The sequence below is a fragment of the Cellulosimicrobium sp. BMG9.23 genome, from assembly GCF_059159985.1.
Genome location: NZ_JBZGBZ010000003.1, coordinates 296,210 through 321,850 on the forward strand (window position 1 = coordinate 296,210; position 25,641 = coordinate 321,850).

Below are 25,641 nucleotides of genomic sequence, written 5' to 3' on the forward strand. Positions count from 1 at the left end.
GGCCGGACGGCCGGGGGGCGGGTGACGAGGAGCTGCGCGTGCGGACGACGAGATGGACGGCGACGGTGCTGGCGGGGGCGCTGGTCGTCGCACCCGCGATCGGTGCGGGGATGCTCGCGACCGCGGAGCCGGCGCTCGCGGCGCCGGGCAACCCGGGGGTGCCGAGCGATCCGGTGGAGGTCTTCCTCGAGGACTTCGAGAACGGCGCGGTCGGGACGGCGGAGTGGCTCCCGAGCTACCCCGGCACCGACGGCGTCACCTACACCGCCGAGGACCCGTGGCTCGACCAGGTCGACTGCAACGGCACGATCATCAGCTACTCCGTGGCGGGCTCACCGTGCCCCGACGACGTCACCGCCTCGTACGCGCAGCAGAACACGCGCCGCCTCGCCGACGTGCTCGGCCAGGTCGCCGCCGGCGTACCGGGCGGGACCGACGAGGCCCCGGTGAACGCGTCGGACGCCCAGACCCAGGCGAACCGCGCACTCACCGCGTACACCCACCTCCTCGACCCCGCGCCGAACTCGGTCGAGCTGCAGACGGTGAGCAGCGCGCTGGTGCAGGGCGTGCCGTCCAACCGGTTCCTCACGTTCTCGGTCGACATCGCCGAGGTCTCGTGCGAGTACCTGGGCGGGCAGAACAACTCCCGCCTCAACTTCTTCCTCACGTACGGCGGGGTCGAGCACCCGGTGCAGGACGCGCCGATCACGGCGTGCACGGACCCGAGCACGACGTCGTACACCTCGCCGACCCTGCCGCCCGACAACTCCTGGGGCGACGGCGGCACCTACGTCCGGGCGGGGACGTTCTACTCCAACGGGTCCCAGATCGTGCCCGCCGGCGCGGAGGTCGGCCTCGTGCTGCGCAACGCGACGGGGAGCAGCCAGGGCAACGACCACGCGATCGACAACATCCGCCTGGTCGACGTGACGCCCCAGCTCGACAAGAGCTTCTCCCCGGCCTCGGTGCCGGTCGGCGGGACGTCGACCCTGACGTTCACGGTGACCAACTCGTCCGAGCTGTCCCAGAAGGTCGGATGGGGGTTCACCGACGACCTGCCCGAGGGCCTCGTCGTCGCGGACCCGAGCGGCGTCGGCGGCACGTGCGACGCGACCACGGTGGTCGCCGCGGGCGGATCGACCATCACGGTGTCCGACGGCGTGCTTGCGACCGGCGAGGTCTCGTGCACCGTCACCGTCGACGTCACGTCGGACTCGCCGCAGGGCGCCGAGACGTCGCCGGTGACGTACACCAACTGCCCGGACGTCAACGTCGTCGACCTCGTCGGCCTCCTCGCGCCGGCGTGCGCCGAGGTCGAGTTCTTCAGCGAGCCGGAGCTGTCGATCGAGAAGTCCTCGGACGCCACCGCGGACACGCGCGTCGGCGACACGGTGACCTACTCCGTGACGGCGACGAACACGGGGACGGGCGACTTCACCGAGGCCGACCCCGCGGTTCTCCTGGACGACCTCTCCGGCGTCCTCGACGACGCCACGTACAACGGCGACGCCACCGCGAGCACGGGTGAGCCGCCGTCATACGCCGAACCGCTGCTGTCCTGGACCGGCCCGCTGCCGGTGGGGGAGTCGGTGACTCTCACGTACTCGGTGACGCTGACGGACGGCGGGGACCGGGAGGTGCGCAACGTCGCGTGGGAGCCCGCCGACCCGGACGCGCCGGTGACCCCGGCCTGCGACCCGCCGACCCCTGAGGGCACCGACCCAACGACGGGCGAGCCCTGTGCCCCGGCCGAGCTCGAGCTGCCGTCGCTGACGGTGACGAAGTCCGCCGACACGACCGATCAGCCCGCCGTGGGCGACACGGTGACGTACACGGTCGTCGTGACCAACACGAGCGACGTCGGCTACACGGAGACCGCGCCCGCGACCGTGTCGGACGACCTCACGCAGGTGCTCGACGACGCGACGTGGAACGACGACGCGACCGCGGACCCCGCCGTCGGCGCGTTCACGTACTCCGAACCGACCTTGTCGTGGTCCGGCCCGATCGAGGCGGGCGCCTCGGTCACGCTGACGTACTCGGTCACGTACACGGGCGGCGGGGACTTCACGCTCGTGAACGAGGCGTGCGTCCCGGTCGAGGACACCACGACGCCGGCGGACCAGTGCGCGGGCACGATCGTCCCGACCCCCGATCTGCTCGTCGACAAGACGTCCGACCCGGCCGACGGCGAGACCGTCCTCGCGGGCGACACCGTGACGTACACGCTCACGTTCGGCAACGACGGCGCGGCGGCCTCGACGGTCGACTACACGGACGACCTGTCCGAGGTGCTCGACGACGCGACGTTCGACGAGGGATCCCTGGTGGTCGACCCCGACGGCGCGCTCGACGCCGCGGTGGACGGGGAGTCCGTCGTGGTGACGGGGTCCGTCGACCCGGGCGAGACGGTGACGGTCTCCTACTCCGTGACGGTGCTGCCCGACGGCGAGCGCGGCGACGACTCGCTCGAGAACCTGCTCGCGCCGTCGGGCTCCGTGAACCCGTCCTGCACCGACCTCGACGTCCGCTGCACGGTCCACCCGGTCCCGGAGCTCGTCGTGACGAAGGCGGCAGACCCCGCGTCGGGGACGACGGTGGTCGCGGGTGACACGGTGACCTACAGCGTGACGTTCGCCAACGACGGCGCAGCGCCGGCGACGGTGGACCAGGTGGACGACCTGTCCGGCGTGCTGGACGACGCGACGCTGGACGCGGACTCGGTGGTCGTCGACCCGGAGGGCGCGCTGGACGCCGTGGTGGACGGCGAGTCGGTCGCGGTGACCGGCACGGTCGGTCCTGGTGAGTCGGTGACCGTCTCCTACGCGGTGACGGTGCTGCCGGACGGCCAGCGCGGCGACGACTCGTTGGGGAACTTCGTCATTCCGTCGGGCACGGACCCGCCGGCCGAGTGTGTGGCGGAGGACCCGACCTGCACGGTGCACCCGGTGCCGGAGCTGGTCGTGGCGAAGACGGCGGACCCCGCGGCGGGGACGGCGGTGGAGCCCGGCGACACCGTGACGTACTCGGTGACGTTCACGAACAGCGGCACCGCCGCGGCGACGGTGGACTACACGGACGACCTGGCGGACGTGCTGGACGATGCCTCGCTCACCGCGGGGCCGACGTCGGACACGCCCTCGCTCGTGGCGAACGGCGTGATCGACGACGCGTTCACCGTCACCGGGACCGTCGATCCGGGCGTGACGGCGACGGTGACGTACACGGTGACGGTGCTGCCCGACGGCGAGCGCGGCAACAACTCGCTCGGGAACGTGCTCGCACCGAGCGACGACCCGGACCCGAACTGCGCGGACGAGTCGACGGAGTGCACGGTGCACCCGGTGCCGCAGCTGGTGGTGTCGAAGTCGGCGGACCCCGCGTCGGGCACGACGGTCGCGGCGGGCGACACGATCACCTACACCCTGACCTTCGCCAACCAGGGCACTGCCCCTGCGACGGTGGACCAGACGGACGACCTGTCTGGCGTGCTCGACGACGCGTCGCTCACGGAGGGGCCGGCGTCGGACACGGCGTCGGTCGTCGTGGGTGCGGTGACGGGCGACGAGTTCACGATCACGGGCACGGTGGACCCGGGCGCGACGGCGACGGTGGCGTACACCGTGACGGTCCTCCCGGACGGTGAGCGCGAGGACGACTCCCTCGGGAACTTCGTCGTGGCGACGGGTACGGACCCGCCGGACGAGTGCGCGACGGACGATCCGACGTGCACGGTCCACCCCGTGACCGCGTTGGCGATCGAGAAGACGTCCGACGCGACCGCGGACACCCGCGTGGGTGACACGGTCACGTACACGGTCACCGCGACGAACACGGGGACCGGCGACTACACGGTGGCGGACCCGGCCGTCGTGGTGGACGACCTCGGCGGCGTCCTCGACGACGGCACGTACAACGACGACGCGACGTCGGACCGCGCGATCCCGCCGTCGTACGCCGAGCCGCTGCTCACCTGGTCCGGGCCGCTGCCCGCCGGCGAGTCCGTGACGCTCACGTACTCGGTGACGCTGACGTCCGGCGGCGACCGCGACGTGCGGAACGTCGCGTGGCAGCCCTCCGATCCGGACACTCCCGTGACGCCCGCGTGCGACCCGCCGACCGAGGCGGGACTGGACCCGGTGACGGGTGAACCCTGCGCGCCCGCCGATCTCGAGCTGCCGTCGCTCGCCGTGACCAAGGTGTCGGACCCGACCGAGATCCCTGCGGTGGGGACGGCGGTGACGTACACGGTCGTCGTGACGAACACGAGCGACGTGGACTACACGGAGACGGCGCCGGCGAGCGTGTCGGACGACCTGACGGACGTGCTCGACGACGCGACGTGGGACGACGACGCGACGGTGACCCCGGACGTCGGGGCCGTGACCTTCACGGACCCGACACTGGCATGGTCGGGGCCGCTCGCGGCGGGCGCGTCGGTGACGATCACGTACTCCGTGACGTACACGGGCGACGGCGACGCGAGCCTGACGAACACCGCGTGCGTCCCGGAGGACGAGGCGGTCGACGCGGCAGACGCCTGTGCGGAGTCGCAGGTGCCGGCGGCGGACCTGACGGCGTGGAAGGAGGTGTCGGCGTCGGACGACCCGGTGGTCGCCGGGTCGACGCTGACGTACACGCTGCACTTCCGCAACGACGGTGAGGCGGGCGCGACGGTCGACGCCGTCGACGACCTCTCGCAGGTCCTCGACGACGCGGAGGTCACGACCGACCCCGCGCCGGGCGTCGGTGACCTCGACGCGACCCTGGACGGGACGCAGATCGCGGTCACGGGCACGGTTCCGGCGGGGGAGGAGTACACCGTCACCTACGAGGTCACGGTCCTGCCCGACGGCGAGCGCGGCGACGACCTGGCCGCGAACTTCCTCCTCGGCCCGGACGACGACCCGCCCCCGGGCCCCGAGTGCGTGCCGACGGACCCGGCGGCACCCGACTGCACGGTGACGCCCGTGGCGGCGGTCGAGTACGCGAAGTCGGTCGAGGCGTCCACGGACCCGGTCGCGGCCGGGACGGTGCTCACCTACACCGTGACGATCACGAGCACGGGGGCGGCGACAGCCGACGTCGCACGGGTCGACGACCTGTCCGGCGTCCTCGACGACGCGGAGCTCACCTCCGGGCCGACGTCGGACACCGCCTCGGTCACGGCGACCGGTCCGACCGACGAGCAGCTCGAGATCGGCGGCACGCTCGCGGCGGGCGCGACCGCGACGGTCACGTACACCGTCACGGTCCTGCCCGACGGCGAGCGCGGCGACGACCTCGCGGCGAACTTCCTCGTCGTCCCGGGTGAGGACCCGCCGGACGAGTGCGCGACGGGCGACCCCGCGTGCACGGTCACGCCCATCCCCGAGCTCCAGGTCGTGAAGTCCGCGGACCCGGCGGACGGCACGTCCGTCGCGGCGGGCGACACGGTGACCTACACGCTGACGTTCGAGAACGTCGGCCAGGCGCCCGCGGCGGTCGACCACACGGACGACCTGTCCGGAGTCCTGGACGACGCGACGCTCGACCCCGACTCGCTCGTCGTCGACCCGGAGGGTGCGCTCGACGCGACCGTCGACGGGGAGTCGATCGTCGTGACCGGCGCGGTCGACCCGGGCGCGACGGTCACGGTCTCGTACGCGGTCGCTGTCCTGCCCGACGGCGAGCGCGGGGACGACTCGTTGGGGAACGTCGTCGTGGCGACGGGTGAGGACCCGCCGACCGAGTGCGTGACGGACGACCCGACGTGCACGGTGCACCCGGTGAAGGCGCTGGAGATCGCCAAGACCTCCGACGCGACGCCGGACACGCGCGTGGGTGACACGGTCACCTACACGGTCACGGCGACGAACACGGGCACCGGCGACTACACCGACGCCGACCCGGCCGTCGTGCTGGACGACCTCAGCGGTGTGCTGGACGACGGCACGTACGACGACGACGCGGTGGCGGACCCGGACTCCGGTGAGCTCTCGTACGCGGAGCCGCTGCTGTCGTGGACGGGTGCCCTCGCGGCGGGTGAGTCGGTGACGGTGACGTACTCGGTGACGCTGACGTCGGGCGGCGACCGCGCCGTGCGCAACGTCGCCTGGCAGCCGCAGGACCCGGACACGCCGGTCCCGCCGGAGTGCGTCCCGCCCGAGGTCGTGCTGCTCGACGTCGACCCCACGACCGGTGAGCCGTGCGCCGTCGTGGACTTCGACCTCCCGGGGCTGACCGTCACGAAGACCGCCGACCAGACGGACCTCCCGGCCGTGGGCGGCGTGGTGACCTACACGGTCGTCGTCACGAACGTCGGGCCCGGGGTCTTCACGGACGCCGCGCCGGCGAGCGTGTCGGACGACCTGACGGACGTGCTCGACGACGCGACGTGGGACGACTCGGCGACCGTGGAGCCCGACGTCGGCGAGCTCACGTACACCGAGCCGGACCTGTCGTGGACGGGTCCGCTCGAGCCGGGCGCGTCCGTGACGATCACCTACTCGGTGACCTACACGGGCGGCGGGGACACGGTCCTCCGGAACGCGGCGTGCGTCCCCGCCGACGACGCCGTCGACGCGACGTGCTCCGACTCCCAGGTGCCCGCGGCGGACCTCGTCGTCACCAAGTCGGCCGACCCGCCGTCGGGCACGGAGGTCTCGGCGGGCGAGACGGTGACCTACACGCTGTCGTTCGCGAACGAGGGGACGGCGCCGGCGACGGTGGACCAGGTGGACGACCTGTCCGGCGTCCTGGACGACGCGACGCTCGACGAGGCGAGCGTCGTCGTCGACCCCCCGGGCGCACTGACCGCCACGGTCCAGGGCACGACGATCGCGATCACCGGGTCCGTCGACCCGGGGGCGACGGTCACGGTGAGCTACTCGGTGACGGTGCTGCCGGACGGCGAGCGGGGCGACGACTCGCTCGCGAACTTCGTCCTCGCACCGGGTCAGGACCCGCCGGACGAGTGCGCGGCGGACGACCCGACCTGTACCGTCCACCCCGCGCCGCCGACGCCCGTGCCGCCGACTCCGGTGCCGCCGACTCCCGACGACCAGCTCCCGAGGACGGGGAGCGACCTCACCGCTCTGCTCGCCGCGGCCGTGGTCCTCCTCGGCCTGGGCGCCGGTCTGCTCCGGCGCTCGCGGCGGCGTGGGCTCGGGACTGGCGCGCGGTCCTAGCCCGAGCGCGGGCGACGCCGCACGGGGTCGCCCGCGTCCGGGGCGGGGACGGCGGTGAGGCGACGGACGGCGCCGAGGACGTCGACGTCGTCGTGCGGCTCGGTGTCGAGGGCGAGGTGGATGGTCATGCCTTCGATGAACGCGTCGAGCACGCGGCACGTCGCGGGGTCGAAGTGCCGCCCGAGGGCCTCGCGGCTGCGGCGCATCCAGTCGTTCGTCAGCGTGCGGTAGGCGGGGTCGCGCGCCGCGAGCGTGTAGAGCTCGTGGGAGAGCACGAGGTCGCGCTCGGTCGCGAACACGTCGTGCGTGATGAGCGTCGTGACGGCCTGGACGGCCTCCTCAGGGGTCCGGGCCTCGGCCAGACGACGCTCGAACTGCCCGGCGGACTCGCGCGCGAAGCGACCGAACGCCTCGCGCAGCAGCTCGTCCATCCCGGCGAAGTGGTACGTCATCGAGCCGAGCGGCACGTCCGCCGCGGCGGCGACGCGCCGGTGCGACGTGCCCGCGACGCCGTGCTCGGCGACGACGTCGAGGCACGCGTCGACGATGCGGTCGTGCCGGTCGGGGTCGTGGCGCCTGGGGCGCCGGGGCCGCGGCGCCTGCGGGGAGGCAGGTGCGGTCACGGCTCAGATGTTCTCGCGGATGACGCGCGCCGGGTTCCCGACGGCCACGACGTTCGCGGGCAGGTCGCGCGTCACGACGGCGCCCGCGCCCACCACGGTGTTGTCGCCGATGGTCACGCCGGGGCACACGATCACGCCGCCGCCGAGCCACACGTTGTCGCCAAGGGTGATGGGCTCGGCGGCCTCGAGCTTGTCGCGCCGGGGCTGCGGGTCGACGGGGTGGGTCGGGGTGAGGAGCTGGACGTTCGGTCCGATCAGGCAGTCGTCGCCGATCGTGATCGCCGCGACGTCGAGCGCGATGAGCCCGGAGTTGACGAACGTGCGGGCGCCGAGGTGCACGTTGCTGCCGAAGTCGACGGCTAGCGGTGGCTTGACCCACGCGTCCTCGCCGAGCGAGCCGAGCAGCTCGGTGAGGATCTCGTGCGCGCGCGTGGTGTCGCCGTCGCCGTCGAGCACGGCGCGGTGGAACGCGTCGACGAGGCGCAGCCCGCGCTGGACCCCGGCCGTGATGGCCGGGTCGTCGGCGATGTACAGGTCGCCCGCGGCCATGCGCTCGTAGCTCGTGCGGTCGTCCCCGGCGAAGTAGTCGGTCGTCATGCGGAGGCCTCCTCGGGCTGGGACGCGCGGTGCGCGTCGGGTGCGGGACCGACCGTACCGGCGTCCGCGGGAGTGCCGGCCGCGGAGGCGCGGCGCGGGGCGAGCACGCCGGCGAGGACCACGACGAGGATGCCGGCGAGCGGCAGGACGAGCAGGCCCGTGCGGAGGCTGGACGCGTCCGCGACGAGGCCGACGAGCGGCGGCGACGCGAGGAACCCGAGCCGCATGAGCCACGACACGAGCGTGAGGCCCGTCCCGGGCCGCAGGCCGGGGATCTCGTCCGCCTGCTGCATCGCGGCGGGCACGAGGGTTGCGGTGCCGAACCCGGCGGCCGCGAAGCCGGCGATCGTGCCGGGGACGCTCGGCAGGGCGAGAGCCAGGCCGACGCCGACGGCGATGAGCAGGCCGCCGGCCCGCGCGACGGCACGCTGGCCGAAGCGGTCGACCATGCGGTCCCCGACCAGGCGCCCCACGAACTGCGCCCCGACGAGCGCGACGAACCCGAACGCCGCGACCTCCGCGACCGCTCCGAGCGACTCGGACAGGTAGATCGCGGCCCACGTGTTCCCGGCGTCCTCGACCAGGGTGCCGGCGATCGCGATGAGCACGAGCGCGCCGAGCAGCAGCACGGTGCGGCCGGTGACGCGCGCGGCGGCCTGCCCGACGCCGGATGTGGCGGTCCCCTCGGCGCCCGCGAGCTCGTCGTCGGCGAGGTCCGCGCCGGGCAGGCACCAGCGCCGGGCGAACAGCGCGACGGCGGAGAACAGCACCGCGGTGATCGCGAGGTGCACGCCGAGCGGCAGGTCCAGGGCGATCGCGGCCGCGGCCATCAGCCCGCCGAGGACGGCGCCGATCGACCAGACGGCGTGGAACGAGTTGATGATCGAGCGCCCGTAGCGGCGCTGGACGCGCAGGCCGTGCGCGTTCTGCGCGACGTCGGTGAACGAGTCCATCGCCCCCGCGAGGAACAGCGCGGCGACGAGCACCGCGAGCGACGGCGAGACCCCGGCGAGCAGCACGCCGAGGCCCGTGAGGATCGTGCCTGCCACGGCGACCTGCGCCGAGCCGAACCGCCGCAGCAGCGGCGCCGCCGCGAGGCCTGCGGTGATCGCGCCGGCCGGGAAGGCGGCGACGGCGAGCCCGTAGGTCGCGTTGGAGAGCTCCAGGGCGTCCTTGATCTCGGGGTAGCGCGGGATGAGGTTGGCGAACAGCGCGCCGTTCGTGAGGAACAGGAGCGCGACCGCGGTGCGGGCGCGGCGGTCGACGAGCGCGGGTCGCGTCGCGGGCACGGAAGTCATGCGTACGATCGTACACATAGCAGCCGCGGTGGTCCGCATCTGCCGGTGCGCAGACCGGCCGGTCGCAGCCCGCACGCCGCCGAACCCGGGGATACCGGCCGATTCAGCGTCTGATCGGCCCACGACCCCGGGTTCGGCACCGAGCGGGTGTCGAGGTCGAGCTCAGTCCGCGGACGTCGCCCGGACGAAGCGGACCAGCTCGTCGGCCATCGCCGCGGGCTCCCACGTGTGGTCCGCGCCCGCGACGGCGCGCGCAGTGCCGTCCGGCACGACGGCGACGACCTTCTGGGCGGACGAGACCATCTCCGGGAACGTCGACGTCCCGTACACCGCGAGCACCGGGACGTCGACGCTCGCGAGCGTGCCGTCCTCGATCGCGGCCGTCGCCCACACGAGCGACTCCCCGTCCGCGCGCTGGCTCCGCGACCCCCGCGCGAGCTGCTCGAAGTCGGGGGACTGCCGCATGCCGTCCAGCCACTCCGGCGGCATGTCCTTCATGTACTGCTCGAGCGCGCCGACGTGGTCTTCGGCGTCGAGCCGCCGCTCGAACTCGTCGATCCATGCCTTCGTCGCCGCGGCGTCGTCCCCGAGCGGCGCCTCCCACAGCACGAGACCGGTGACCGGCAGGCCGGCGTGCGCCGCCGCGAGCGAGATCGTGCACCCAGACGAGTGCCCGCACAGCACCGCGCCGCGACCCGATCCGCCGTCGGCGACCGCGATCGTCGCCGCGACCGCCGCCAGCTCGCGCTCGAGGTCGAGCGTCCCCTCGGCAGGGCTCTCCCCGCGCCCGAGCCGGTCGAGGACGACGGTCGTGACACCCTGCGCCGAGACCAGCTCGGCCGTCTCCGTGGTCCACGGGTCGATCGCGCGGAACGGCCCGGCCCCCACGACGAACACGAGGGCCGGCCCCTGGCCGCGGCGGTCGTAGGCGACGGTGTCGCCGCGGCTGGTGGTGACGTGCTCGGTCATGGCTGCTCCCTCGGGTGCGGGTGTGTCGGGCGCGACGGACGGGCCGCCGCAGGGGTGGACCGTCGGCGCGTGCGGGACTCATCGCCGCCCGCGCGGTGCCGAACCCCGGATCGTGCGTCGTTCCAGCGCCCGAACCGCCCGTAACCCCGGGTTCGGCGGGCGGCGCACGGGTCGGCGCGCGCCCCGCGCGACCAGGCGCGATGATGCGAGGACGACCAGCCGGGGCGGCCCTGGCACCCTGCCGACGAGGAGCGCCCCGTGCACGCACCCGACGACGACCGTCTCGTCCGCGCGGGCCGTCGCGCCTGGGCGGTCGTGGGCCTGGTGGTCGCGGCCGCGATCGCGTACGCCGCCTTCGCCGCGCTCTCGGGTCTCGTCGTGCCGCTCGTGGTCGCGGCGGTGCTCGGCGTGCTGATGCACCCGGTGGTCGACCGGGCGCACCGGGCCGGCGTCCCGCGGGGCATCGGTGCGGCAGCCGTGCTCGTCGGGCTCGCGGCGCTCCTCGTCGTCGCGGTCTGGGTCACCGTCGTCGGGGTGCTGGACCAGTCGGAGGAGATCGCCGAGCGCGTCTCCACCGGGCTCGCCGAGGTCGACGCGCGCGTCGACCTCGACCTGTCCGCTCTCAACCTGTCGCCCGAGCAGCTCGCGGGCGGCACCTCCGACGCGCTCGGCGGAATCGCCGGGCTGTTCGGGAGCGTGTTCTCGAGCCTCGCGGCGTTCGTCGCGGGGACGCTCGTGGCCGTCTTCTTCCTCTACTACATGCTCGCCGACTGGGCGCGCATCGAGGACGGCGTCGCGCGGTACACCCGGGTCGGGCGCACGTCGGGCCACGTGGTGCTCGCCGAGGCCACGACGACGCTCGGCCGCTACTTCGGCGCGATCACCGCGTCGAGCGCGCTCACCGCGGTGCTCATCGGCGCCGCGGCGCTCGTGCTCGACGTCCCGCTCGCGGCGTCGATCGCGCTCGTGACGTTCGTGACGTCGTACATCCCCTACATCGGCGCGATCTTCTCGGGTGCCTTCGCCGTGCTCATCGCGCTCGGGGCGCACGGGCCCGGGACGGCGCTCTGGCTCCTCCTGGTGATCCTCCTCGTGCAGAGCGTCCTGCAGACGCTCGTGCTCACCAAGCTCACGAGCGACCGCCTGCGGCTGCACCCGATCGTCAACCTCGCCTCGACGATCGTCGGCGCGGCGCTCGCCGGTCTGCTCGGCGCGATGCTCTCGGCGCCGCTCACGGTCATCGTGCGCGACGCCGTCCGGCACGTCGGGCGGTCGGGCGCGGGTCCCGACGCGGCGGGGGACGCGCGGGAGCGCGGGGACGGGGCCGGCGCGGCGGGGGCCGTCGCGGCCCCCTAGGCTCAGGGGATGGACACCGAGGAACGCCTGGCCGTCTTCATCGACTACGAGAACCTCGCGCTCGGCGCGCGCGAGCACCTGGGCGGCATGACGTTCGACTTCGGGCCGATCGCCGACGCGCTCGCCGTGCGCGGCCGCGTCGTCGTGCGGCGCGCCTACGCGGACTGGTCGTACTTCGACGAGGACCGGCGCTCGCTGACCCGCCACCAGGTCGAGCTCATCGAGATGCCGCAGCGCATGGGCGCGTCGCGCAAGAACGCGGCCGACATCAAGATGGTGGTCGACGCGATCGAGATGTCGTTCGAGCGCGACTACATCTCGACGTTCGTCATGTGCACCGGGGACTCCGACTTCTCCCCGCTCGTCCACAAGCTGCGCGAGCTGAACAAGCGCGTCATCGGCGTCGGGGTGGAGAAGTCGACGTCGCGCCTCCTGCCGCCCGCGTGCGACGAGTTCCTGTTCTACGACCGTCTCGAGGGCGTCGACGTCCCCGACGAGCCGGCACCCCGCAGCGTGCGGTCACGGGCGGGCGCCGACAAGCCCGCCGCGGCCGGGAGCGGGGCCAAGGCGCGCCGCGGCGGCCGCACGGCCACGCGGAAGAAGGCCGCGGACGAGACCGGGGCGACGGCAGGGGCGGCGGCCGGGGCGGCGACCGAGATCGCCGAGCCCGCCGCCGAGACCCCCGCGGCGGCGATCACCGAGCTCGCGGAGCTCGGCGAGGCCGTCGGCCGCGCCGCGCGCCGGGGCGAGCCCACGACGACGCGCTCCGGCGAGGTCGACGGCGAGGCGACGCCTCTCGCGGAGGCGGCGCCGTCGTCGTCCGGGGAGGCCGCACGCGTCACGCAGACCGACGACGACGCCCCGGCCGGCGAGGACGTCCCGATGGAGGTGCGCGTCGCGCAGACGCTCGCCGACCTCGAGGCGTCCACGAGCGGTGCGGTCACGGCGTCCGTGCTCAAGCGGACCCTGCTGCGCAAGGACCCGACGTTCAGCGAGGCGGACTACGGCTTCCGCACCTTCGGCGAGTTCCTGCGGTTCCTCGCGGATCGTGGGTTCGTCGAGCTCGCGCCCGGCCCGGCCACGGGCGACCCCGAGGTGTCGTTGCCCGCGCAGGGTGACTCGGGCACGACGTTCGAGCTCCTGCGCTCGGTCGTGCAGGAGGAGGGCGGGTCGGCGGCGCTGTCCGGGCTGAAGAACGCCATCCGCAAGAAGCGCCCCGACTTCAGCGAGAAGGCGCTGGGCTACCGCGGCTTCCTGCAGTTCTGCAAGGCCGCGCAGGCGGCGGGCGCCGTGTCGCTCGCGTGGGACGACGACGCCGACGACTACCTCGTCACCGCGGCCTGACGGGCCTCGACCGCCTCGACGGCCCCGCCGTCGCCGGCGGACGATCGCTCCCGGATCCACGGTGTGGGAGCGCTTGCACGAACCTCGGCGCGCCTCGTAGGGTCGGGGCCGGAGGGCCGACGAGCGGCCCACCGGCCCCGGTGCAGAGTCGCACCGAGCGTGATCTGCGCCGAGGGCGACGCAGGCGGCTTGTGACGGAGCAGCCGCCGGACACGGAGGTTCGATGCACCACGCACGAAGCAGTTCCCTGTCCCGTACCACCGCCTCGCGGGCCGCGGTCCTGGGCCTCGCCATGCTGACGGCCTCGGTCACGGCGCTCGCGGTCCCGGCCGCGGCATCGCCGGGCCCCGTCCCCGCGAGCGTGCCCGCCGTGTCGCTCGCGGCCGCTCCGGGCGACGTGCTCTGGTCGGACGAGTTCGACGGCGCCGCCGGCTCGGCCCCCGACCCAGCCCGCTGGAACCATGAGACCGGCGCGAGCGGCTGGGGCAACAACGAGCTGCAGAACTACACGACGTCGCGCGCCAACTCGGCGCTCGACGGCCAGGGCAACCTCGTGATCACCGCCCGACGCGAGGCGAACGGGTCGTACACGTCCGCGCGCATGACGACCGCCGGGAAGCACCAGCCGCAGTACGGCCGCGTCGAGGCGCGCATCCAGATCCCGCGCGGACAGGGGATCTGGCCCGCGTTCTGGATGCTCGGCGGGAACATCGGCAACGTGGGCTGGCCGGCCTCGGGCGAGATCGACATCATGGAGAACGTCGGGTACGAGCCGCACCGCGTGCACGGGACGTTGCACGGCCCGGGCTACTCGGGCGGGAACCCGCTCACGGGCAGCTTCCAGCACCCGCAGGGGTGGTCGTTCGCGGACGACTTCCACACGTTCGCCGTCGACTGGAAGCCGGGGTCCATCACCTGGCTCGTCGACGGGCAGCCCTACCAGACCATCACGTCGGCCGACACGCGCGGCAACCCGTGGGCGTTCGACCACGACTTCTTCATGATCCTCAACGTGGCCGTGGGCGGGAACTGGCCCGGCTACCCCGACGGCTCGACCCAGTTCCCGCAGCAGATGAAGGTCGACTACGTGCGGGTGTACGACAACGGCTCGGGTGCCGGTGGCGGGGGTGGCGGTGGCGGTACCGGGCTCCCGACCGGGACCGGCACGATCCGGGCCGCCAACGGGATGTGCGTCGACGTGCCGTGGGCCGATGCGAGCGACGGCAACCAGGTCCAGATCGTCGGGTGCAACGGCAACGCGGCGCAGTCGTGGACCCGTGGGTCGGACGGGTCGGTGCGCGCCCTCGGCAAGTGCCTCGACGTGCGTGGCGGCGGCACCGCGCAGGGGACGGCCGTGCAGGTGTGGACGTGCAACGGCTCCGGTGCCCAGCGGTGGGTGTACGACGCCGGGAGCAGCGCGCTGCGGAACCCGCAGTCCGGCAAGTGCCTCGACGCCACCGGGGGAGAGCCGTTGCGGGCAGGGCAGCGGCTCCAGATCTGGCCGTGCCACGGCGGCTCGCCGCAGCAGTGGAGGCTGTGACCCGACCGGCGGACGAGACGTGCTGACCTGACAGGTCGGTACGGCTAGACCGTCTCGACGACCTCGTCGGCGGGACCGTCGTCGTCGACGGTCCCGCCGGCCGCCGGGTCGTCGCTCGCCCGTCGTCCGAGGCGGCTCGCGATCAGCGGCAGCGCGATGACCGAGAGCACGCCCGCGCCGACGAGCGCCGCCCCGATGTCGCTCGGCATCGCCCCGTCGTCGACCGCGATCTCGGTGAGCGCGACGAGGAGGGGGAGCGTCGTCGTCGAGTAGAGCGCGGCCTGCACGCGCGGGGTCCGGGGCAGCTCGCCGCGGAACCACAGGAGCACCGGCCCGCCTCGCACGAGCAGCATCGCCGCGAGGAAGAGGATCGGCAGGAGCGGGTTCGCGACGATCGACACCACGTCCAGCCCCATCCCGGAGCTCACGAAGAAGACCGGGATGAAGACGCCCCACGCGACGGCGTCGAGCTTCTTCTCCAGCGCGACGACGTTCCCCGGGGCCCAGCGGCGCAGGACCATGCCGCCGACGAAGGCCCCCAGGACGGCGTCGAACCCGAGCGACTGCGCGATCGCGAGGAGCCCGACGAGGAGCAGCACCGTGAGGCGCAGGGTGCTCTGGCCGGTCCCGTGCTCCGTCAGGGACATGAGGCGCCCGCCGAACCCGTTCGTGAACCGGCCCGGCAGCGTCGCCAGAGCGACCGACAGCACCGCGAAGAGCACGAGGAGGAGCGTGGCGGCACCCGAGTTGCGGGTGCCGAGGAGCACGGCCATCGCGACGATCGGGCCGAGCTCGCCGATCGCCCCGAGAACGAGCACCGACCGGCCGAGGTGCGTGCCGAGCGTGCCGGCGTCCCGCAGGATCGGGAGCACGATGCCGAGGGCCGTCGTCGTCAGGGCGATCGCCCCCGCGGCGAGCAGCTCGGGCGGCTGGTGGCCGGGGAGCAGGAGCATCGCGGCCGCGCCGAGCGCGAACGACGTGACCCAGGCGCCGCCCGCCCTGCGCCCGACCGGTCGCCGCAGGAGCTCCGGCTCGAGCTCGTACCCGGCGAGCAGGAAGAGGAAGCCCATGCCGAGGTCGGAGAGCAGCGTGACCGAGCCCGGGCTCGAGAGGGCGAGGAGCTCCGGTCCGATGACCACCCCGCCGAGGAGCAGCAGGACGACCTGCGGGACCCGGCCGCGCAACGGGCTCAGACCGACGAGGAGCGGCGCGAGGAAAGCGACGACGAACACGGGGACGAGGTCGGCGTAAGGATTCACGCTGCTCCTGCGGTCACGGGTGGTCACGGGTGGCCGTGCCGCCACTGGCGATCACGGTGCCGGAACAGCATCCCGCAGGCCGTGCCGCAGCGCGCGGCACGCGGCGGGTGATTGACCGGTGATTGACCAGGCCGGCAGCTTCGGCCTACGGTCGATGACCAGCCGGTGGCTCCGCCGTCGGCCCCTGGATCGGCAGACAGGACCACTGAGCCGGCGCCCCGAGGCGCCGCGTCGTGTCTGCGGTGCCGTCCGTGGACGCACCGACCAGCCACCAGGAGAGCCCATGACCCGCCTCTGGATCCGCAACCCCCTCGGCGTCTTCACCGCCGACGACTCCGGCACCGACGCCCGCGGAGGGGTCGTCGTCGAGGACGGCGTGGTCGCCGAGGTCGTGCCCTCCGACGGGACGCCGGCGACCCCTGTCGACGAGACGTTCGACGCGTCGCAGCACGTGCTCACGCCCGGCCTGATCAACACGCACCACCACTTCTACCAGACGCTCACCCGAGCCTGGGGGCCGGTCGCCGACGCCCCGCTGTTCCCCTGGCTCCAGCGCCTCTACCCGGTGTGGGCGCGCCTCACGCCGCGCGACCACGAGCTCGCCACGACCGTCGCGCTCGCCGAGCTGCTCGTGTCCGGCTGCACGACGGCGGCCGACCACCACTACGTGTTCCCCGCCGGTCTGGACGACGCGATCGACATCCAGGTCGGCGTCGTGAAGCAGCTCGGGATGCGCGCGACCCTCACGCGCGGGTCGATGACGCTCGGCGAGGAAGACGGCGGCCTGCCGCCGCAGTCGGTCGTGCAGACCCTCGACGTGATCCTCGAGGACTCGCGCCGCCTCGTCGAGACGTACCACGAGCGCGGGGCCGGCGCCCAGGTCCAGATCGCGCTCGCGCCGTGCTCGCCGTTCTCCGTGACCACCGAGGCGATGCGGGAGAGCGCGGCGCTCGCCGAGGCGCTCGACGTGCGCCTGCACACCCACCTGGCCGAGACGATCGACGAGGAGGACTTCTGCCGCGAGCGCTTCGGCCTGCGCACCGTCGACTACCTCGAGTCCGTCGGCTGGCTCACCGACCGCGCGTGGCTCGGTCACGGCATCCACTTCGACGACGACGAGGTCCGCCGGCTCGGTGCGGCGGGGACGGGCGTAGCGCACTGCCCGACGTCGAACATGCGCCTCGCGTCCGGCATCGCCCGAGCCGTGGAGCTGGAGGACGCCGGTGCGCCCGTCGGGCTGGGGGTGGACGGCTCGGCGTCGAACGACGCGTCGACGATGATCCTCGAGGCACGGCAGGCGCTGTACCTGCAGCGGCTCAAGTACGGCGCGGACATCCCCGTGACGCGCGCGCTCGGCTGGGGGACCCGCGGGTCCGCCCGGGTGCTGGGCCGGGACGACCTCGGCGTCCTCGCCGTGGGCAAGCAGGCCGATCTCGCGCTGTGGCGGCTCGACGAGCTGCGCTTCTCCGGGACGCACGACCCCGTCGCCGCACTGCTGCTGTGCGGCGCCGACCGCGCGGACCGGGTCATGGTGGGCGGCGAGTGGCGCGTCGTCGACGGCGCGATCCCCGGGCTGGACCTGGGCTCGCTGATCGCCGAGCACTCCGCCGCGGCGCGCCGTCTCGTCGCGGGCTGACGCCGAACCCCGGGTTGTGCGTCACCGCGTCTGCCGAACCCGGGGTTACGGGCCGTTCGGGGGTTTGATCGCTGCACAACCCGGGGTTCGCCACCGCCGCCTGCCGAACCGGGGTTACGGGTCGTCGTGTGCCGAACCCGGGGCTATGCGCGCTTCGGCGGCTCGATCGCCACATAACCCCGGGTTCGGCGCAGCCCGTCGGCGCGCCGACGGACCCGATCCGGGCGACTCGACGGATCGACGCCCCGAAGGTCGGGCGGATCGGGGTCGCGTCGCCGCAGGCCACGGACGAGTTGGCGAGCGGGACTTGACACACGTCACAGTTGGGGTTCGAATGGTGGAAGTACTTTTCCGCTGAGCGGAACGATAGCTGACGAGGAGGTCCGCTATGAACGCGCGAGCCCAGAAGGTCGCGGACGACGCCGAACGTCGTCCGGTACGCCCCGAGGACCAGCGTCTGCCCCTCGGGGCGACGTTCGGTTACGGCTTCCAGCACGTGTTGACGATGTACGGCGGGATCATCGCGCCTCCGCTGATCGTCGGCTCCGCCGCGGGCCTCACGCCCGCCGAGATCGGCACGCTCGTCGCCGCGTCGCTCTTCATGGGCGGCCTGGCGACGATCCTGCAGACGATCGGCATCCCGTTCTTCGGCTCGCAGCTGCCGCTGGTGCAGGGCGTGTCGTTCGCGGGCGTGTCGACGATGGTCGCGATCGTCGGCGGCGGGGGAGGGATGCAGGCCGTGCTGGGCGCCGTGCTCGTCGCGTCGGCGGTCGGCTTCCTCATCACGCCGTTCTTCGCGCAGATCATCCGGTTCTTCCCACCGGTGGTCACGGGCGTCGTCATCACGACGATCGGCCTCACGCTCATGCCCGTCGCCGCGAACTGGGCGATGGGCGGCAACGCGGACTCGCCGGACTACGGCTCGGTGAGCAACATCGGGCTCGCGGCGCTGACCTTCGCCATCGTCATCCTGCTCTCCAAGGTCGGCAGCGGGACCGTCTCACGCCTGTCGATCCTCCTCGCGATCGTCCTGGGCACGGTCGTCGCGCTCCTCACGGGCCAGGCCGACTTCTCGGGCGTGGGCGACGGCCCCGTCGCGGCGTTCCCCGCGTTCCTGGGCTTCGGCGCCCCGACGTTCGAGATCGCCGCGATCGTCTCCATGCTCATCGTGATCCTCGTGACGCTCACCGAGACGACGGCCGACATCATCGCCGTCGGCGAGATCGTCGAGACGAAGGTCGACCGCAAGCGCATCGCGAACGGCCTGCGCGCCGACATGGCGTCGTCGGTGGTCTCGCCCTTCTTCGGGTCGTTCACGCAGTCCGCGTTCGCGCAGAACGTCGGCCTCGTGGCGATCACGGGGATCAAGTCGCGGTTCGTCGTCTCGGCGGGCGGCGCGATCCTCGTGGTCCTGGGTCTGCTGCCGATCCTGGGGCGTGTCGTCGCCGCCGTCCCGACGCCGGTCCTGGGCGGCGCGGGTGTCGTGCTGTTCGGCTCGGTGGCCGCGTCCGGCATCCGCACGCTCGCCAAGGTCGACTACTCGAACTCGGTGAACCTCATCATCGTCGCCGCCTCGATCTCGTTCGGCATGATCCCCATCGCGAAGCCCGACTTCTACGACCAGTTCCCCACGTGGTTCGGCATCATCTTCCACTCGGGGATCAGCTCGGCCGCGATCATGGCGATCCTGCTGAACATCCTGTTCAACCACATCAAGGCCGGGACGCCGCCGGACCCGTCGGTGTTCGCGGAGGGCGCCGAGCGCGGCGCGAGCTCGGTGGACGACGACGATCTCGAGGACCTCGAGGACGACGGCGTGCTCAACGGCTCGACCGGACGCCCTGCGTCGACGTCGTCGACGGGCGCCACCCGCCCGACGGGCGCCACCCTCCCGACGGGCGCCGACGCCACCTCGACCGCGGCCGCACCGACGTCGTCGGCCCCGGCAGGCGCCACCCCGGAAGGCGCCACCCCGGCAGGCAGCACCACGGACGGCACCACCCCGGCCGTCGGCCCGGCTCACGAGGCGGACCCCGCTGCGCGTCCGGCCACGGAACCGCGCCGGGAGGCGAAGCACGTGGCCCCGGCGCCGCGCACGGCGACGCCCTGAGGACCGCGGCACGACGGCGTGCCCGACGACGCCCCGCACCTGCGCGACGACACGCGCCCGGGTGCGGGGCGTCGTCGTCCCCGGACTGGAGCGTCCGCGAGGCCTGCCGCCTCGCCCTCCGCCCGCCCGGTGCGCGCTTGACCCTCGACCCGGTCGAGGCACGAACGTGCCGCCATGACCGTGATCGACGCACCGGTGCGTGCGCTGCCCCGTCCCTATCTCGCCTGGCTCGCGGGCGTCACCGTCTCCCGGCTCGGCGATGCCGTCCTCGCCTTCGCGCTCGGTTGGGCGGCCTCCGGTCTGGGCGGCACGACCGCGGCCCTCGTCCTCACTTTCAGCGGGGCGCCTCGACTCGTCCTGCTGCTCGTCGGAGGTGCGGTCGCAGACCGTGTCGGGGCGCGGCGGATCCTGATCGCGGGTGAGGCGGCGCTGCTCGCGCTGACCGTCCTCCTGGCTCTGGCGCTCGCGAGGCTCGGGACCCCGACCTGGCTGCTCGTCGCCTCGTCACTGGCCCTGGGCACGGTCAGCGCGTTCACCCTGCCCGCCACGGGCTCCATGCCGCGGCGCCTGGTCCCGGACGACCAGCTCTCGCACGCCCTCGCGCTGCGGCAGGGTGTGAGCCAGGCGGTGCTCATGGTCGCCGCGCCGCTGGGCGGGCTGCTGGTCGGTCACGTCGGTCTCCCCGCTGTCGCGTGGTTCGCCACGGTGACGTTCGGCATCTCTCTGCTCGTCCTCGTCACGGTCCGTGAGCTGTCCGGACCGGCGTCGGGCCGGGCGCCCGCAGACGGTGCGCGCACCCCGCGGTTCGACCTGGTCGACGGCTTCCGCGTCGTCGCGCGGACGCCTGGCCTCCGCACGGCGCTCCTCGTCGCCGGTGCCGGTGCGGCCCTGATCCTGCCTGTCCCCTCCCTTCTCGTGCCCCTTCTCGGTCGAGCGGCGAGCTGGGGCGCGGGCCTGACGGGAGCCGTGGCGGGCGCCGTGGGTGTCGGGGTGGTGGGTGCGTCGCTCCTCGCGGCACGCGGCCGCTCGGCGGCCCCACCCGAGGCCGGCGTGGCTCCCGCTGCGGCCGGGCTGGCCCTGAGCGCGACCGGGGCGCTCCTTCTCGCCGCCGGGCCGGTGGTCGACGGCTCCGCGACCGCCGTAGCCGCCGTGGCCGCCGTCGTCGGGGCGCTGGTCTTCGGTCTCGGGAACGGGTTGTTCGTCGCGCGGATCGCCCCGCTGGTCCTGGGCAGCGCCCCGCGCACCCACCTGGCCCGCGTGCAGGCGCTGGTGGGGCTCGTGCAGCTCGTGCCGGTGATGGTGACGAACACGGTGCTCGGTGCGCTGGCCGAGCACGCGTCGCCGCACTGGGCGCTCGCGGCGACGGCGGCCGGCCTGGCCGCGTGCACGTTCTGGGTCCGGCGGCGGTAGGCGGAACTCGCACCTCACGGTCGGCCTCCCGGTGCGCTTGACCCTCGCGCAGGTCGAGGGCTCACAGTAGGCCCGTGGACGACGACCTGCTCAGCATCGGTGCCCTCTCCCGGGCGGGAGGCCTGCCCGTCACCGCGCTCCGGTTCTACGACGCCGCCGGGGTGCTCCGTCCGGCGCACGTCGACCCCGCGACGGGGTACCGCTGGTACACGTCCGCGCAGGTCCACACGGCTCGCCTGGTGGCGAGCCTGCGCCAGGCCGGGCTGCCGGTGGCGGACCTGGTCGCCGCTCTGGCGGCTCCGCACGAGGCGCGCACGATCCTGGACCGCCACCGGCGCCGGCTCGAGGACGACCTGGCTGCGGCCCGCGCACATCTCGACGTGGCAGAGGACCTCCTGAGCCGGCCCGGGCGCTGCACGGTCGCGGCCGACGACCTCCTCGCCGCGGTCGCCGCCGTCCGGCACGCGGTCGGCGGGCACCCCGAGTGGCCCGGTCTGGCAGGGGTGTTGCTCCACCTCGACGGGTCGACGCTGCGCCTGGTCGGGTGCGACAGGTTTCGCCTGGCCGTCGCGACGGTGCCCGTGCGGCAGCCCTCGGGACCGCCGTCGCGCGTCGTCGCCCCCCTCGCGTTGCTGGACGGGCTGGCGAGGGCGGAGCTGTCGGACGTCGGAGAGGTCGTCCTGGGCGTCGACGTCCTCGAGATCCTGGGATCGCACGGCGCGCCGCTCGACGCCGCGTACCCGGACTACGAGACGCTCCTGCGCTCGGGCGTGTCGGGGAGCGTGACCGTCCCGTCCGACGAACTGGTCGAGGCCGTCGAGAGGGCGGACGACGTCGTCGTGCTGCGGCTCGACGAGGGTCGGCTCGAGCTCGCCCCACCTGCTGGGCCGGACGGGCTCGCCTTCTCCCGCAGCTTCCTGCTCGACAGCGTGCGCGCGGCGCGTGCCGAGCACGTCGCCCTGACGCTCGACGAGCGGTCCGCGCTCAGCGTCTCCCCGGCAGACCGCCCGCACGACGTGCACCTGGTGATGCCGATCCGGCTGCACCGCTGAGCCCCACATCACGCCGGGAGCGACGGATGGCGGCCAACCGGCCGGTGGTCCTCGCAGGTGCGTCGGGTAGCGTCGGACGTCGGCCGACCGGCCGAACCCCGCCCACCGCAGGACCTCATGAGCACCTCCACGCCCCCGTCCGACCGGACGCCCCGCCCCGGCCCGGCCGCCGACGGCGATCGCGCCGCCGGCGCCGCCACCGCCGGTCCGACGTCCCCCGACCGGCTCGGCCACGGCCTGCGTGCCCGGCACCTGACGATGATGGGCCTCGGCTCCGCGATCGGTGCCGGGCTGTTCCTCGGCTCGGGCGTCGGGATCGCGACGGCCGGGCCCGCGGTGCTCGTGTCGTACGCGATCGCCGGCGTCCTCGTCATCCTCGTCATGCGGATGCTCGCCGAGATGGCGAGCGCGCGGCCCGCGAGCGGGTCGTTCTCCGTGTACGCGGAAGAGGCGCTGGGGCCCTGGGCCGGGTTCGTCCTCGGGTGGCTCTACTGGTTCATGCTCGTCATGGTCCTCGGCGCGGAGATCACCGGGGCCGCCGTGATCGTCACCGGCTGGTTCCCCGGCGTGCCGCAGTGGGGAGTGGCGCTCGCCGTCGTGACGGTGTTCGCCGTCGTGAACCTGTGGGGCGTGCGGCAGTTCGGGGAGTTCGAGTTCTGGTTCGCGTTCGTCAAGGTCGCGGCGATCGTCGGGTTCCTCGTGGTCGGCGTGCTGCTCGTCCTCGGCCTGCTGCCCGGCACCGATCCCGTGGGCACGAGCAACCTCCTCGGGAACGGCGGGTTCGCGCCCCAGGGCTGGGCGGGCGTCGCAGCGGGGCTGCTCGTCGTGGTCTTCGCGTTCGGCGGGATCGAGATCGTCACCATCGCGGCCGCCGAGGCCCGCGACCCGCGCACGGCCGTCGCGCGTGCCACGCGGTCCATCGTGTGGCGCATCCTCCTGTTCTACCTGGGCTCGGTCGCCATCATGGTGCTCGTGCTGCCGTGGGACTCGCCGCTCCTCGCCGAGAGCCCGTTCGTCGCGGTGCTGGACCTGGCGGGCCTCCCGGGCGCCGCGCGGCTCATGGAGGTCGTCGTGGTCGTGGCGCTGCTGTCGGCGTTCAACGCGAACGTCTACGGCACGTCGCGCATGGCGTACTCGCTCGCCGGGCGGGGTGACGGCCCGACGGCGCTGCGTCGCGTCTCGCGCCGCGACGTCCCGTGGGTCTCGGTGCTCGTGTCGGTGTTCTTCTCGCTCGTGGCCGTGGGCCTCAACTGGCTCGCCCCCGACGCGCTCCTCGGCGTGCTGCTCAACGCCGTCGGTGCGGCGCTGCTCGTCGTGTGGGTGCTCGTCGCGGTGTCTCAGCTGCGCCTGCGACGCCGGCTCGAGGCCGAGGCGCGGGCCGCCGGCGAGCCCCTGACGCTGCGCATGTGGGGCTACCCGTGGCTCACGTGGGCGGTCCTCGTCGGTCTCGCGGCGCTCGCCGTGCTCATGCTCACGGACGACACCGCCCGGGCCCAGCTCGCGTCGACGGCGGGCCTCGTCGTGATACTCCTCGTCCTCTACGCGCTCACGCGCGGAGGTCGCGCGCGACGGCTGGCCGCGGCGCCCGCGCCGGCCCGCGACCAGCCCGAGGCCACCGACTGAGCCCGGAGTCGTCGTCGTGCACCGGTGTGCACCGCGTTGCAGCAGGTCACGCCCCGCGTGCACGGGCGTGCGCGGACGACGGTGCACAATGAGCGGATGACCTACCGCGTCCTCAGGCTCATCCTGTCGCTGCTCGCGTACGTGCTGCTGCGGCCCCAGGTGACCGGACGCAACAACATCCCGCGCAACGGTGCGGTCATCCTCGCGAGCAACCACCTGTCGTTCATCGACTCGCTGCTCATCCCGATCGTCGCGCCGCGGCACGTGACGTTCCTCGCCAAGGCCGAGTACTTCGAGGGCCGCGGGCTCAAGGGGCGGCTGTCGCGGTGGTTCTTCACGACGATCGGCATGATCCCGGTCCAGCGCGACGACCCGCGTGCCGGCCAGCGCTCGCTCGAGGACGCGCTCGAGGTGCTGCAGCGCGGCGGCGCCTTCGGCATCTACCCGGAGGGCACGCGCTCGCGCGACGGCAAGCTGCACCAGGGCCGGACCGGCGTCGCGTGGCTCGCGCTCGCCGGGCACGCCCCCGTCATCCCCGTCGCGGTGCGCGGCACCGACAAGGTCCAGCCGATCGGGGCGCGCCTGCCGCGCATCCACCGCGTGCAGGTGCACTTCGGCAAGCCCATCGACCCGCAGCGCCAGCTCACGGCCGGGACGAAGCCGGCGCAGGCGCGTCGCGAGCTGACCGACGAGGTCATGGCGTCGATCCACCGCATGAGCGGCCAGGAGCTCGCGGCCTGAGAAAGTCCCCGCCGAACACGGGATCAGCCACCGTTTCGGTCGCGATCCGGTCGGTAGTCCCGTGTTCGTGGGTCGCTGAGCCCGTGCTCGTCAGCCGATCGAGCTGAGCCCGAACGCCGTCGCGAAGCCCAGCACGGTGACCAAGCCGGTCACCGGCCCGCCGAACTCCGTGGCCTCCGGGATCATCGTGTCGACGAGCATCGTGAGCAGCGCACCCGCGGCGAACGCCTGGGTGACCGCCACGACGGCCGGTGACGCGCCGTCGAGCGCGAGGTAGCCGAACCCGGCGGCGAGCGCGGACACGACCGTCGTCGAACCCCACAGCATCCACAGCTGCGACGGCCGTGTGCCCGCCTTGAGCAGGCCCGACGTCGCCGCCATCGCCTCCGGCAGGTTGGACAGGAAGACGGCGGCGAGCATCGCGACGCTCACGCCGCCGCCACCGATGAGCGTCGCACCGAGGACGACCGACTCGGGGATCCCGTCGAGCACGGTGCCGAGCGCGATCGCGGCGCCACCCGTGCCGCCCGCGGCCTGGACGGTGCGGCCCTGCACGCCGGTCGAGCGCTTGCGGCCCTCGCCGCCGAGGTTGTCGATCACCCGGTCGCCCACGAAGAACGTCAGCGCACCGCCCGCGAGCCCCGCGAGCATCACCCACCCGCTCGCGTTGCGCGACGCGTCCTCCACGAGGTCGTACGCGACGGCGCTGATGAGCACGCCCGCGCCGAACGCCATGACGAGACCGACCGCGCGCTGCCCGGGCGGGCGCCACAGGACCACCGCCGCGCCGATCAGCAGTGACGAGCTCGCGAGCAGCCCCCACCAGAAGCCCTCCATGGCACCAGTGGACCAGCGGGGAGCGCGGACCGCGCGGCGGGTGCCCGACGGCGGCGCTCACCCCGACCGCATCGCTC

General features: G+C 73.7%; 16 protein-coding genes. 10 read left to right on the forward strand and 6 right to left on the reverse strand.

Translation table 11 applies throughout. From position 1 onward, the window contains the following. The first annotated feature begins 38 nt into the window (after positions 1–38). A complete protein-coding gene (locus tag AC4H2G_RS05760) occupies positions 39–7,169 on the forward strand; it encodes a DUF7927 domain-containing protein (RefSeq protein WP_494364796.1) in 7,131 nt (2,376 codons plus the stop codon). Here AC4H2G_RS05760 and AC4H2G_RS05765 read toward each other — a convergent pair. The 4 genes from AC4H2G_RS05765 to AC4H2G_RS05780 form a co-directional block, all read right to left on the reverse strand. Then, positions 7,166–7,792, reverse strand: coding sequence for a TetR/AcrR family transcriptional regulator (locus tag AC4H2G_RS05765; protein WP_494364797.1), 627 nt, complete (start codon positions 7,790–7,792; stop codon positions 7,166–7,168). The genes AC4H2G_RS05760 and AC4H2G_RS05765 overlap by 4 nt on opposite strands. 3 nt (positions 7,793–7,795) lie before the next feature. Next, complete coding sequence (locus AC4H2G_RS05770) at positions 7,796–8,389, reverse strand: sugar O-acetyltransferase (protein WP_494364798.1); 594 nt, start codon at positions 8,387–8,389, stop codon at positions 7,796–7,798. Next, positions 8,386–9,687, reverse strand: a complete 1,302-nt coding sequence (locus tag AC4H2G_RS05775) for an MFS transporter (RefSeq protein ID WP_494364799.1) — start codon at positions 9,685–9,687, stop codon at positions 8,386–8,388. Before AC4H2G_RS05775 ends, AC4H2G_RS05770 begins: the two co-directional genes overlap by 4 nt. A gap of 162 nt (positions 9,688–9,849) precedes the next feature. After that, positions 9,850–10,656 (reverse strand): alpha/beta fold hydrolase, encoded by an 807-nt coding sequence (locus AC4H2G_RS05780; protein ID WP_494364800.1) that lies wholly within the window; start codon positions 10,654–10,656, stop codon positions 9,850–9,852. A 258-nt stretch (positions 10,657–10,914) separates the two neighbouring features. On the opposite strand from AC4H2G_RS05780, the gene AC4H2G_RS05785 reads away from it, so the two are divergent. The 3 genes from AC4H2G_RS05785 (at position 10,915) to AC4H2G_RS05795 (ending at position 14,896) form a co-directional block, all read left to right on the forward strand. Beyond that, positions 10,915–12,012, forward strand: coding sequence for an AI-2E family transporter (locus tag AC4H2G_RS05785; protein WP_494364801.1), 1,098 nt, complete (start codon positions 10,915–10,917; stop codon positions 12,010–12,012). Positions 12,013–12,021: 9 nt separating this feature from the next. Next, positions 12,022–13,356 (forward strand): NYN domain-containing protein, encoded by a 1,335-nt coding sequence (locus AC4H2G_RS05790; RefSeq protein ID WP_494364802.1) that lies wholly within the window; start codon positions 12,022–12,024, stop codon positions 13,354–13,356. 223 nt (positions 13,357–13,579) lie between these two features. Then, positions 13,580–14,896, forward strand: coding sequence for a family 16 glycosylhydrolase (locus tag AC4H2G_RS05795; protein ID WP_494364803.1), 1,317 nt, complete (start codon positions 13,580–13,582; stop codon positions 14,894–14,896). A gap of 44 nt (positions 14,897–14,940) precedes the next feature. On the opposite strand, the gene AC4H2G_RS05800 is transcribed toward AC4H2G_RS05795, so the two are convergent. Then, positions 14,941–16,155, reverse strand: a complete 1,215-nt coding sequence (locus AC4H2G_RS05800; protein ID WP_494364804.1) for a cation:proton antiporter — start codon at positions 16,153–16,155, stop codon at positions 14,941–14,943. Positions 16,156–16,438: 283 nt separating this feature from the next. Between AC4H2G_RS05800 and AC4H2G_RS05805 the strand changes: the two genes are divergently transcribed. The 6 genes from AC4H2G_RS05805 (at position 16,439) to AC4H2G_RS05830 (ending at position 24,727) form a co-directional block, all read left to right on the forward strand. Continuing rightward, the gene (locus tag AC4H2G_RS05805; protein ID WP_494364805.1) at positions 16,439–17,791 is read left to right on the forward strand and encodes an 8-oxoguanine deaminase; all 1,353 of its coding nucleotides are present in this window, start codon (positions 16,439–16,441) and stop codon (positions 17,789–17,791) included. Positions 17,792–18,179: 388 nt separating this feature from the next. Next, a complete protein-coding gene (locus AC4H2G_RS05810; RefSeq protein WP_494364806.1) occupies positions 18,180–19,901 on the forward strand; it encodes a nucleobase:cation symporter-2 family protein in 1,722 nt (573 codons plus the stop codon). Between the two features lie 174 nt (positions 19,902–20,075). Continuing rightward, on the forward strand, positions 20,076–21,311 hold the full coding sequence (locus AC4H2G_RS05815) for an MFS transporter (RefSeq protein WP_494364807.1): 1,236 nt from the start codon (positions 20,076–20,078) through the stop codon (positions 21,309–21,311). A 74-nt stretch (positions 21,312–21,385) separates the two neighbouring features. Further along, a complete protein-coding gene (locus AC4H2G_RS05820; protein WP_494364808.1) occupies positions 21,386–22,363 on the forward strand; it encodes a DNA polymerase III subunit beta family protein in 978 nt (325 codons plus the stop codon). A gap of 117 nt (positions 22,364–22,480) precedes the next feature. Continuing rightward, complete coding sequence (locus AC4H2G_RS05825) at positions 22,481–23,986, forward strand: amino acid permease (protein WP_494364809.1); 1,506 nt, start codon at positions 22,481–22,483, stop codon at positions 23,984–23,986. A 96-nt stretch (positions 23,987–24,082) separates the two neighbouring features. After that, positions 24,083–24,727 (forward strand): lysophospholipid acyltransferase family protein, encoded by a 645-nt coding sequence (locus AC4H2G_RS05830; protein ID WP_494364810.1) that lies wholly within the window; start codon positions 24,083–24,085, stop codon positions 24,725–24,727. 90 nt (positions 24,728–24,817) lie between these two features. On the opposite strand, the gene AC4H2G_RS05835 is transcribed toward AC4H2G_RS05830, so the two are convergent. Further along, on the reverse strand, positions 24,818–25,564 hold the full coding sequence (locus tag AC4H2G_RS05835) for a ZIP family metal transporter (protein WP_494364811.1): 747 nt from the start codon (positions 25,562–25,564) through the stop codon (positions 24,818–24,820). Positions 25,565–25,641 lie beyond the last annotated feature (77 nt).

Excerpts from the sequence above, each read along its gene's own strand:
- AC4H2G_RS05830 (WP_494364810.1), top strand. The coding sequence starts at position 24,083 with ATGACCTACCGCGTCCTCAGGCTCATCCTGTCGCTGCTCGCGTACGTG.
- AC4H2G_RS05790 (WP_494364802.1), top strand. The coding sequence starts at position 12,022 with ATGGACACCGAGGAACGCCTGGCCGTCTTCATCGACTACGAGAACCTC.
- AC4H2G_RS05770 (WP_494364798.1), bottom strand. The coding sequence starts at position 8,389 with ATGACGACCGACTACTTCGCCGGGGACGACCGCACGAGCTACGAGCGC.
- AC4H2G_RS05835 (WP_494364811.1), bottom strand. The coding sequence starts at position 25,564 with ATGGAGGGCTTCTGGTGGGGGCTGCTCGCGAGCTCGTCACTGCTGATC.
- AC4H2G_RS05810 (WP_494364806.1), top strand. The coding sequence starts at position 18,180 with ATGAACGCGCGAGCCCAGAAGGTCGCGGACGACGCCGAACGTCGTCCG.
- AC4H2G_RS05775 (WP_494364799.1), bottom strand. The coding sequence starts at position 9,687 with ATGACTTCCGTGCCCGCGACGCGACCCGCGCTCGTCGACCGCCGCGCC.
- AC4H2G_RS05795 (WP_494364803.1), top strand. The coding sequence starts at position 13,580 with ATGCACCACGCACGAAGCAGTTCCCTGTCCCGTACCACCGCCTCGCGG.
- AC4H2G_RS05780 (WP_494364800.1), bottom strand. The coding sequence starts at position 10,656 with ATGACCGAGCACGTCACCACCAGCCGCGGCGACACCGTCGCCTACGAC.
- AC4H2G_RS05815 (WP_494364807.1), top strand. The coding sequence starts at position 20,076 with ATGACCGTGATCGACGCACCGGTGCGTGCGCTGCCCCGTCCCTATCTC.
- AC4H2G_RS05805 (WP_494364805.1), top strand. The coding sequence starts at position 16,439 with ATGACCCGCCTCTGGATCCGCAACCCCCTCGGCGTCTTCACCGCCGAC.
- AC4H2G_RS05825 (WP_494364809.1), top strand. The coding sequence starts at position 22,481 with ATGAGCACCTCCACGCCCCCGTCCGACCGGACGCCCCGCCCCGGCCCG.